Here is a 9,454-nt window from a genome sequence, read left to right as displayed (position 1 = left end):
CACCGCCAAACCTAGAAAAGACCCCATCAACGATACAAAACACCCTGACGCGGGGTGGAGCAGCCCGGTAGCTCGTCAGGCTCATAACCTGAAGGCCGCAGGTTCAAATCCTGCCCCCGCAACCAAAATCCCGATACAGATCAAAGACGTTACCAGCCGCCCCAACGGGCGGCTTTTTTGCGTTGCGCGCCATGGTGCCAGCGTGAATATCGGACCAGGCCCGCCTGAAAAGACAGCAACGCCGCTTACGTCGCATCACCGGGTCAAGCGGATCATGGCCGGACAGGCAGGTGCCTCTCCGGGCCTATCTCTGGGATTGCACCCAGGACCAGGTTTCGGCAAGCCCGGCTTCCAGCGACATGCGCGGGTGCCAGCCAAAAGCGGCGCGGGCTCTTTCGATATCCAGGACGATACGCGGGACATCGTAGGCGCGGCCGCTCTTGTAGATTGCCTGGGTCTCGCATCCGGTGGTTTCCAGCGCGACCCGGACGATGTCATTGACCGAATGCCCGGTCCCGGAACCGGCGTTGAAGCACCCGGTTGCCGGCTGCATCAGCGCCTCGACGCAGAGTCCGGCCAGATCCTTCACATAGATGTAGTCCCGCACGACGCAACCGTCGCCCCAGACCTCGATCAGTTCCTGCCGGTGCAGCTTCCACAGATATGTGCCGATGATCCCCTGAATGCCGGTATGGCCCTGGCGCGGACCATAGGGGTTAGACGCCCGCAGGATGACGGGTTGAAGGCCATGAAGCTCCTGCTCCATGTAGATGTATTTCTCGATGGCCGTCTTCACGATCCCATAGGAATTGATCGGGTTCTGCGGATGATCCTCGTGGACGCGCTCGGTTTTCGGAATGCCATAGACCGTGCCGCCAGAGGACAGGTAGACAAGCTTGCGAACAGGTTTGTTGCGCAGGATCTCCAGCAGCCGCACCGTCGCGATGAGGTTGCCGGTAATATCGGCCACGGGATCGAGATTTGAGGTGGCAGGGACCGTTGTGCTGGCACCGTGAAACACCGCATCGACGCCTTCGAGCGCCTCGTAGATCAGGCTCGTGTCCGAAAAGTCGCCAAAGACATATTCCACCCCCTCGAGCGGCGGGCGGAAGGCTTCGGGTCTGCGATCCAGCACCCTGACAGCGGCGCCGCGCGCGCGGAGATGATCGACGACATGCGAGCCGATAAAGCCGCATCCTCCTATGACGAGCGTTCTGGGGGCCATGTCCCGTATATGGTTCCATATCTTGCCACAGCGCCAAAGCACCGGGGCCACCTGGGCAGAAATGCACGCGCAATTTAAAAGAAGCAGCGGGTTGTTCAACCCATGACAGAAACAATCGGCGGAAAGCAGTGGACGCTCTGGCAGTGGTCCAGTATCACGGGCCGCAAAGAGGGCCGCGTGCTGCATCCGGCGCGCCTGACTGTGCGATTCCAACATGTTGCTACTGACGCCTCAGGCGGGGGCGAATTCCGAACTGCCCGCGCTTTGCCGCCAAAGATGGCCTGACCTGCCTCTGGTGATGATGGGCAGGGCAGGGGATCCGCATCTCCCGTCGGCGGATATTGTCATCGAATGGCTTCACCCGCAGGGCACTGCGGCGGGCTGGTTTACGGGCGCGGCTCATGCGTTGCGGTTTCGCCTGCGCGGGGCGGGGCTGCCCCTTGTCATGATCAACAGCCCTCATGTCGAGGCCCTGCCCGCGGACCTGCCCGATGATCTGGAGATCCGGCTGACGCTGGGGGCGGGGGATTCGATCGCGGCACTCTCGCTCGGGCGTGCCCTTGCCGCAGGGGCATTGTTGCAGGGCTTTGCGGCAAGGCTGCGCGACTGCGATCTGACGGATCCCGACTTCGCGCTGCTGCTCACGGAATTCTTTCAGGGGCCTTCCGAATGCTAGATGCGATCTGGCGCAAATACGCGACCCTTGCCGGGGTTTTCGAGGCGCGACCGCAGTTTCACAGCCCCGCGGCACGCTCCCGCGCCAAGGCCTATGCGACACTGAAAGACCAGAGCCCGGCCATGGGGGCCGTGCTTGAAGATCTGGTGATCGACCCCGATCTCGTGGCGGCGCTGCGGGCCGGCATCCCCGGCGCGCAGCATCTGGCCTATGAGCTGATCTGCCTGGGGGCCCCCGTCGATGCGATGGTATCGCATTTCTCGCGGCAGCATTACCTGACCCTTTACCCTGACATTGCCTCGGCCAACATGAACGCGCTGGACCACTATCTCCGGTTCGGCGCGTCCGAGGGGCGCAAGACCCTGGCGGAGATCCGGCGCAACCAGATGGCCGGCACCCAGCCCTTCCGCCCGGAATGGCCGACCGTCCTGATCTGCGTTCATGAGATGTCGCGCACTGGGGCCCCCGTGGTCGGGCGCGATCTGATGCGCGAGGCGGCCCGGGATCACAATGTCATTGTCGCGGCCCTGCGGGGCGGGGATCTGCTGGACAGTTTCCTGGAGGGGGCCTGCATGGTCGTCATCTCCCCCAATCCGATGGAAGATTTCAAGTTCACGCAACATGAAGCCTTCTCGCAGATCGAATTCGCGATCCTGAACTCGGTCGAATGTGTGCCCTTCATTCGCCCTCTGGTCGCGCGCGAGATCCCCTTCGCCTCCTATATCCACGAATATGCCGACTACACATTCCCGGTCTGGAAATCCACCTTCACCGGCCTGTTTTCCGATATTGTCGTCTTCTCGTCCGAACATGTGAGGGATTCCTGGCAGGGGCGGCTCACCGATATCGACTTCGACATGGCGCGCGATACCAGCATCATCGCGCAACGCCCCGCCATGTTCGGCACCCTTCCGGATCAGGAGCGCGACGCGGCACGGGCGCATCTCTCGGGCCTGCTGGGCCGGGATCTGACCGGGACCCGCATCATCTGTGGCGCCGGCCATCTGCAGTGGCGCAAGGGCAGCGACATCTTTCTCATGGTCTCCCGGATGGCCCGGCGCCGCAGCGACGACACGGTTTTCCTCTGGATCGGCGCGGGCCAGAACTTCGAGGATATGGGATTTGGCACCTGGTTCGACTATCACCTGCGCCAGATCGGGGCCAATGATCCACAGGGCAACCTGTTCCTCCTGCCCGCTGGCGACGAATATCAGGCTGTCATGCAGGCCTCGGATGCGATGTTCGTGTCCTCGCGGCTCGACCCGCTGCCGAATGTCGTCTTCGACGCCCTCGCGCAGGGGTGCCGGGTCGTCTATTTCGAGGGCGGTACCGGCTTTTCCGACGCGGCCTATCAGGGGACCGACCGCCTGATCGGCGTCGATTATGCGGATCCCGAAGCCGCCCTGCTCGCCCTGCTGGCGCTGCCCCCCAAGACAGGGCAGGACGCGGTGCCGGCTGCCGCGCCGGCCGACTTCAATGTCTTTCTCCAGCTCCGCACCGCCCTGCGGGAGAGGTTGGCGCAACAGGACCATTTTGTCATCGGCGCCTCGACCTTTGACCTGCCGATCCTCTTTGGCACCTCGGACGAGGACCGGCCGCTGCGCCAACGCGCGCGTGAAAAGATCCAGACCTATGGCCGCCGCATGTTGTGGCGTGACATTGCCGAGGTGGAACGCAGTCTTCGCCAGTCTGACAACTGGGTCCATCGCGGCATGCGTGTCGCCGCCCATGCAGATATCCCGCCGCAGGAGATGCAGGCCGATCTGCCGGCCTTTTCGCTGCATGTTCACGCCTTCTACACGGATGAACTGGCCGAGGATCTGCGCAATCACCAGACCTATCACCTGGCACGGCGCATCGTCGTGACCACCGATACCGAGGAAAAGCGCAGCGAGATCGCGGCGCTGATGGCCGCAGAGGGGCTGATGCCCGAGATCGTGCTGGTGCCCAATCGCGGACGTGACATCCTGCCATTCCTCGATCTGTTCGCCCCCGGCGGCGTTGCCGGGCAGGACGAGATCTGGTGCCATGTGCATCAGAAGAAATCGCTGGCATCGGCCACCGGCGGCGATGTCTGGCGCAAGTTCCTGCTGCGCGTCCTGCTGGGCGATGCCACAAGCCTGCCCTCGGCACTGCGCGAGATCGCCGATCCGCGAGTCGGTCTGGTGGCACCGCTCGATCCGCATTATGTCGGATGGAGCGCCGCCCGAAAGATGCTGCCGCGCTTTGCCAAGGCGATGCCGGGGCCGCTGCCGGCCCATCCGCTGCTGTTCCCGATCGGCAATATGTTCTGGGTCCGGCGCCCCGTCATCGACGCCATGCGCGCCCTGTTCGGCCCGGCCTATCTATGGCCTAATGAACCGATCCCGAATGACGGGACAGAATTTCACCTGATCGAACGCCTCTGGCCTGCGATGGCCGCACAATGCGGGCTGGATGCGGTGTTCGTACACAAGATTGACGAGCGGAGAGTGTGACGATGGTCGAACTGATTTTCCATGTCGGCATGGGCAAGACCGGCACGACCTCGTTGCAAGCTGCATTGTCGGAAAACAGCGAAACGGTCCTGCGCGACGCAGGGCTTTGCTATCTCGGCATGTGGATGGGAATGGTCGATCCGGCCTTTGAGGGCTATGGCGGTTTCCAGAAATTCCTGCGCCAGACACCCGAGCGGCAACAGCAATCCGCCGCGCGTCTGGTCGCCCATGTCCAGGAGCGCGCGGCGCACGAGGGCTTCACCCGCTTTCTGGTGTCGAACGAGGAATATCTCGAATGGGGCCGCGCGCTGAGCCCGTTTTTCTCTGCCCTGGCAGAACAGATTCCCCTTCGGGTTCTGATCTATGCGCGGCCGGCCGGCAGCTGGCTTCCCTCGGCCTGCGCGCAATGGGGCGCCTATCACAAGACCAATATGGGCCCGGTCGCCCCCGTGCAGGATGTCGCCCGCCGCCTGGTCCAGCAATACGATCACATCCTGAGCTGGCACGAAACTCTGGGCGAGCGGATCCATGTCCGGCTGTTCGATCGCAAGACGGACCTCTTCGCGGATTTCAGCACCCAGATCGGTGCGGATCTTCCGCCGGCGTCGCGGAACCTTCAGGCCCGGCCCGCGCCGGCCGACCTGCTGCTGCGCACGGCATTCAACAGCCACTTCAAGGCCCCGATGCTGCCCAATGCCTATAACCAGCAGGTTCTGCCTCTGCTCACAAACGGGCTGCCGCGCAAGCTCTCCGACAAGTTCGCGCATCTCTATGCCTATGACACGCTTGCCGATGTCATCACCGGGCATGAGCCGGTCTGGCAGGAAATCCGCACCCGCTTTGGCATCGACCTCGCGACAGAACCGGTCAGCGCCCCGCCTCCCTATGAGCCGGCAGAGCTGATTGATGCCCTGCTCGGCAATCTGCTGGATCTGACGACACGCCAGGCCGCGGATCTGCGCGAATTGAGCGGACGGCTGGCCACATTGGAGACCGCCCATAAGGGCGTGCCGGAAACCATCTCCGCGCTGGAACAACGCCTACGCCAGCAGGAGCAACGCCTGGGGCAGATGGAGCAAGAGCAGGCGCAGGTGCGGCGTGATCTGGCCGGCCATACGGCCCGCGTCTCCGTGCAACGCCACCGTCAGCTTGATACGAACCTTGCCCTGATCGCCGGCCATACCGTGCCGGGCGCCGTGGATGCGGCCCCGATCGGCACCCAGGCTGGCAACCAGACTGGCACATTGTCCCGCCTGGCCGCAGAGCGGGACGCGGCACAGGCGCGGTTGGCCGAGCAGAAACAGGCCGCCGAGGCCCAGAAAGCCAGGTCCAGGGCCGAACTCGCCCAGATGCAAGGCCGCATGACCCAGATGCAGGGCAGCACCTCATGGAAGCTGACCCAGCCGCTGCGCAGCCTGTCCCGCCTGCTCCGGCGCCTTGGCCGGTCCTGAGGGCAACACGCATTCATGCAGATACCCGAGAATATCCGCCAAGGTGAGGATGGCCGGCTTCTCCTGGTCGGGGGCCGGCACAATGTGCTGCGTCTGTTCACCGGAGAGACCAGACCGGCGGCCGGCACCGTCGAGACGTTCCTGTCCAACCATCGGCAGCGGCGCGAGATCTGTGCCGGGCGCGGCATCAGTTTCTCGCAATGGGTATTTCCCGATCCGATCACCTTTCCCGGCAGCCTTGGCGCCGGGCAGGGGCAATCGGTCCTGCGGGCCGCGCTGCGCGACGCTTCCTGGCCCGACGATCTGCATTACCCCTGGGATCTGATCGCCCCCTACCCGGAACGGCAACTGAAAACCGATACGCATTACAGCCCGCTGGGTGCGGCCTGCCTGGCCCGCGCGGCCGCCAGTGCGGCCTTTGGCCATGACGATCCTGACCATTTCGCGCAGATCGTGGCACAGGCCAGCCTGAAGTCGGGTTATCGGGGCGATCTTGCCGTCCAGTGTGACCCACCCCCCGAGGAAAGCCGGCTTGTGCTGCCGGGCGTTCCCGCGTTGCAATCCGCCTCGAGCGGCCTGCAAGCCGGCAATAACGGGATCATCCATCTGATCCGGTCGGAACAGGCGGTTTCAGAGCGGCGGTTGCTCATCTTCGGCGACTCCTTCTTCCGGTCCATGTTGGGGGAACTGGCGCGCTACTGGCGGACGATCATCTTTTTGCGCACACCGTTCTTCCATAGCGAGATGCTCAATGCCGTGGCCCCGGATGACATTTTCGGTGGCATGGCCGAACGCTATTTTCCTTCGGTCCAGCCGGATGCGGAAAGACCGCATTTCCTGGCATGGCCCCTGATGCAGGGACGCGGCACCAACCCGGATCCGGGATTTGCCGAACTCTGGAGCGACCTGATCGATTCACGCGCCCTTGCCACTGTCACGCAATAGGGCGTTTTCGGTCGGATCAGGGGCGCGTTTCACACCGACAGAAACATCGGATAAGCTTGATTATGTTATAATCTGTCAGCTTTTGCACTTAAATGACGGAACTCAAGATTTCAGTGGACACGCATACAGAGATGAAGGAAATCTAAGAACCACCCTAGGGCTATAACTAGTCATGCGCCCACCAAGTAAGCGTGTGTTCAGGAGGGGCGATCAGATGGATAAGCCTTCTGGATTTCCGACATTCGGCTTTACCTCTGGCTGCATGAGGATCACCACGTTAAAATTTGCGCAAACATCCGACACCGCCGAGCGCACACCCATATACCCGAAACATAACCCTATCACTAAATTGACCTGCGCCCGCCTCGTCATCTCTCGGGAGATATCAGCATGCACAAATTGAAAATAAAAATCGTGGTAGCAGCAATTATACTCGGTCAACTCCAGGCTTGCACCCCGACCAATCCAGCATCCAGCAACATGTGCAAGAATGACTCGGCTGATCAAAATTTTATACTGCTGGGGGAAATTGAACAAGGAGAACCAGCGGCTCCAAAGGCATATTACAGTCCAGAGAAAGAACTAGTGCTGATAGAAAGCTGGAGAGGTGACTGCATAAAAGAAATAAGCATGGGCGGGGATGTGCGCCTTCGTTCTGGTCTTGCCCTCACAAGTTTTAACAATGATCAATTCACAAAAAAAAGGGCAGATGTTTACACTAGAGAGGGAGAGAAGTGCGAAAGGGACACGAGGCGCTACAGGGAGGAGTTTCAGAAATTCAGTCAAATAGATATGGGAAAATATGAGACGATAAGCGGTCCGTTTGTTGAGCCCACAAGCGAGTGTGGGAATCTGATATACAAAATGATGTTTATAGGTGAAGTGTCAAATGGCATTAAAACTATCGCCCTGCTGATAATTGGTAACAACGTAGTCGTAGAGGTATTGAAATGGAAATAAATCTCACCACGCTTGAAATGTCGAGCGTCACGTTTGGCATAAAATTTGAAACGAGGGTCAGACACGGCCTGGCTTAGCATGTGCAGATCCACCGGGTCGATCACGCCGATTTCCCCGGTCACTTCTCCATGCCCCGAATAAAGAACAGCGCAGCCAGGCCAGATTCCTCCATCTCTCATTAAAATATGACCTGAACTGAAGGGCCCTGGGGAACATTGCCGAATATGTTACCGGAAGAATGATCCCAAACAATATCGCGGCAATTCCGAGAAAGACGGATGCGCCAGAAAAAACCGGCCCAATGGCTCATATCACTCGGCAGGGTGAGCGCACCATAAGCCAAAGCCGGAAGCGCCATGCCGGCAAGAGCAGAATACTTGACTAACTTTTTTGGCCGTTGCGCGTTTCGCCCCAGCGGGCGGTATGGCCGGTTTCCGACAGCCCCTTCCTGCATTCATATTGCGGGTTGAGCGGGCTTCAAGCTGGTATCCACCCTGGAGAGGCAGCCACCAGAGCGCGACCGGGACGCCCCCGCGACCGCAGGCCGGGCCCTTGCTGTGCCTGCCGGAAAAGAACCGCCTCCCGCCAGGCGCGCCGGGGCCGGAAGGCTGTTCGCGCCGCGGGCGGCATGGCGGGACAGGATCGCGCCGGAGTGCCCCGGGGCGGCTTGTTTTCCGCGGCATTTTTCGCGCAGGGCGCGGAAATCCCCGCAATCCCCGCCTGTGCCCCTTGGACGCGGCGCGAAAATTTGCGACACCGCCGCCAGCAAAATTCAAAGAGGTCTTCCATGACGACGACCAGCACCGCGGCCGGGATCAGCCAGGCCACGCTGACCCACCTGCAACGGCTGGAGGCCGAGAGCATCCACATCATGCGGGAAGTGGCGGCCAATGCCGAGAACCCGGTGATGCTCTATTCCGTGGGCAAGGACAGTGCCTGCATGCTGCATCTGGCGAAAAAGGCCTTCTATCCGGCCCCGCCGCCCTTTCCGCTCCTGCATGTCGATACGACCTGGAAATTCCGGGCGATGTATGACCTGCGCGACAAGGCCGCCCGGGATGCGGGGATGGACCTTCTGGTCCATCACAACCCCGAAGCCATGGAGAAAGGCATCAACCCCTTTGACCATGGCAGCCTGCATACCGACATGTGGAAGACCGAGGGTCTGAAACAGGCGCTGACCAAGTGGAATTTCGACGTGGCCTTTGGCGGCGCGCGCCGCGACGAGGAAAAGTCGCGCGCGAAGGAACGGGTGTTCTCGTTCCGCTCGGCCAATCACCGCTGGGATCCGAAGAACCAGCGCCCGGAACTGTGGAAGCTTTACAATACCCGCAAGTCCAAGGGCGAAAGCATCCGGGTCTTCCCGCTGTCGAACTGGACCGAGCTGGACATCTGGCAATATATCCACCTCGAGGGCATTGAGATCGTGCCGCTGTATTTCAGCGCGCCGCGCCCGACGGTCATCCGCAACGGCCTCACGCTGATGGTGGACGATGACCGCTTTCCGCTGGAACCCGGCGAGACGCCGGTCATGCGTTCGATCCGCTTCCGCACGCTGGGCTGCTATCCGCTGACCGGGGCCGTGGAATCCGAGGCGAAAACCCTGCCCGAGGTCATTCAGGAAATGCTGCTGACCACCACGTCGGAACGTCAGGGCCGCGCCATCGACCACGATCAGTCGGCCTCGATGGAGAAGAAGAAGCAAGAGGGGTATTTCTGA

General features: G+C 61.4%; 7 protein-coding genes and 1 tRNA gene. 7 read left to right on the top strand and 1 reads right to left on the bottom strand.

Annotation, left to right across the window (positions count from 1 at the left end):
• The first annotated feature begins 48 nt into the window (after positions 1-48).
• Positions 49-125 (top strand) — tRNA-Met (locus FOA17_RS01985).
• A 179-nt stretch (positions 126-304) separates the two neighbouring features.
• Here the strand turns inward: FOA17_RS01985 and FOA17_RS01980 are convergent.
• On the bottom strand, positions 305-1,225 hold the full coding sequence (locus FOA17_RS01980; protein ID WP_149139832.1) for an NAD-dependent epimerase/dehydratase family protein: 921 nt from the start codon (positions 1,223-1,225) through the stop codon (positions 305-307).
• Positions 1,226-1,670: 445 nt separating this feature from the next.
• Here FOA17_RS01980 and FOA17_RS01975 point away from each other — a divergent pair, with 445 nt between their 5' ends.
• From FOA17_RS01975 to cysD, 6 genes are all read left to right on the top strand, one after another.
• On the top strand, positions 1,671-1,901 hold the full coding sequence (locus FOA17_RS01975) for a hypothetical protein (RefSeq protein WP_149139831.1): 231 nt from the start codon (positions 1,671-1,673) through the stop codon (positions 1,899-1,901).
• Positions 1,895-4,378: a rhamnan synthesis F family protein gene (locus FOA17_RS01970; protein WP_149139830.1), complete on the top strand. Its 2,484-nt coding sequence runs from the start codon at positions 1,895-1,897 to the stop codon at positions 4,376-4,378. Before FOA17_RS01975 ends, FOA17_RS01970 begins: the two co-directional genes overlap by 7 nt.
• Before the next feature lie 2 nt (positions 4,379-4,380).
• Positions 4,381-5,829, top strand: a complete 1,449-nt coding sequence (locus tag FOA17_RS01965; protein ID WP_149139829.1) for an HlyD family secretion protein — start codon at positions 4,381-4,383, stop codon at positions 5,827-5,829.
• Positions 5,830-5,844: 15 nt separating this feature from the next.
• The gene (locus tag FOA17_RS01960) at positions 5,845-6,774 is read left to right on the top strand and encodes an alginate O-acetyltransferase AlgX-related protein (protein ID WP_149139828.1); all 930 of its coding nucleotides are present in this window, start codon (positions 5,845-5,847) and stop codon (positions 6,772-6,774) included.
• 390 nt (positions 6,775-7,164) lie between these two features.
• Positions 7,165-7,734: a hypothetical protein gene (locus FOA17_RS01955; RefSeq protein ID WP_149139827.1), complete on the top strand. Its 570-nt coding sequence runs from the start codon at positions 7,165-7,167 to the stop codon at positions 7,732-7,734.
• Positions 7,735-8,521: 787 nt separating this feature from the next.
• Complete coding sequence (cysD, locus tag FOA17_RS01950) at positions 8,522-9,454, top strand: sulfate adenylyltransferase subunit CysD (RefSeq protein ID WP_149139826.1); 933 nt, start codon at positions 8,522-8,524, stop codon at positions 9,452-9,454.

The organism is Gemmobacter caeruleus (assembly GCF_008271655.1).
Classification (GTDB): Bacteria; Pseudomonadota; Alphaproteobacteria; order Rhodobacterales; family Rhodobacteraceae; genus Gemmobacter; species Gemmobacter caeruleus.
Note: the sequence above shows the minus strand (reverse complement) of the source record. Positions and strands in the feature narration are given on the sequence as shown.

Coding starts and splice junctions, on each gene's coding strand:
- FOA17_RS01980 (WP_149139832.1), bottom strand. CDS start 1,225: ATGGCCCCCAGAACGCTCGTCATAGGAGGATGCGGCTTTATCGGCTCG.
- FOA17_RS01975 (WP_149139831.1), top strand. CDS start 1,671: ATGATCAACAGCCCTCATGTCGAGGCCCTGCCCGCGGACCTGCCCGAT.
- FOA17_RS01970 (WP_149139830.1), top strand. CDS start 1,895: ATGCTAGATGCGATCTGGCGCAAATACGCGACCCTTGCCGGGGTTTTC.
- FOA17_RS01965 (WP_149139829.1), top strand. CDS start 4,381: ATGGTCGAACTGATTTTCCATGTCGGCATGGGCAAGACCGGCACGACC.
- FOA17_RS01960 (WP_149139828.1), top strand. CDS start 5,845: ATGCAGATACCCGAGAATATCCGCCAAGGTGAGGATGGCCGGCTTCTC.
- FOA17_RS01955 (WP_149139827.1), top strand. CDS start 7,165: ATGCACAAATTGAAAATAAAAATCGTGGTAGCAGCAATTATACTCGGT.
- cysD (WP_149139826.1), top strand. CDS start 8,522: ATGACGACGACCAGCACCGCGGCCGGGATCAGCCAGGCCACGCTGACC.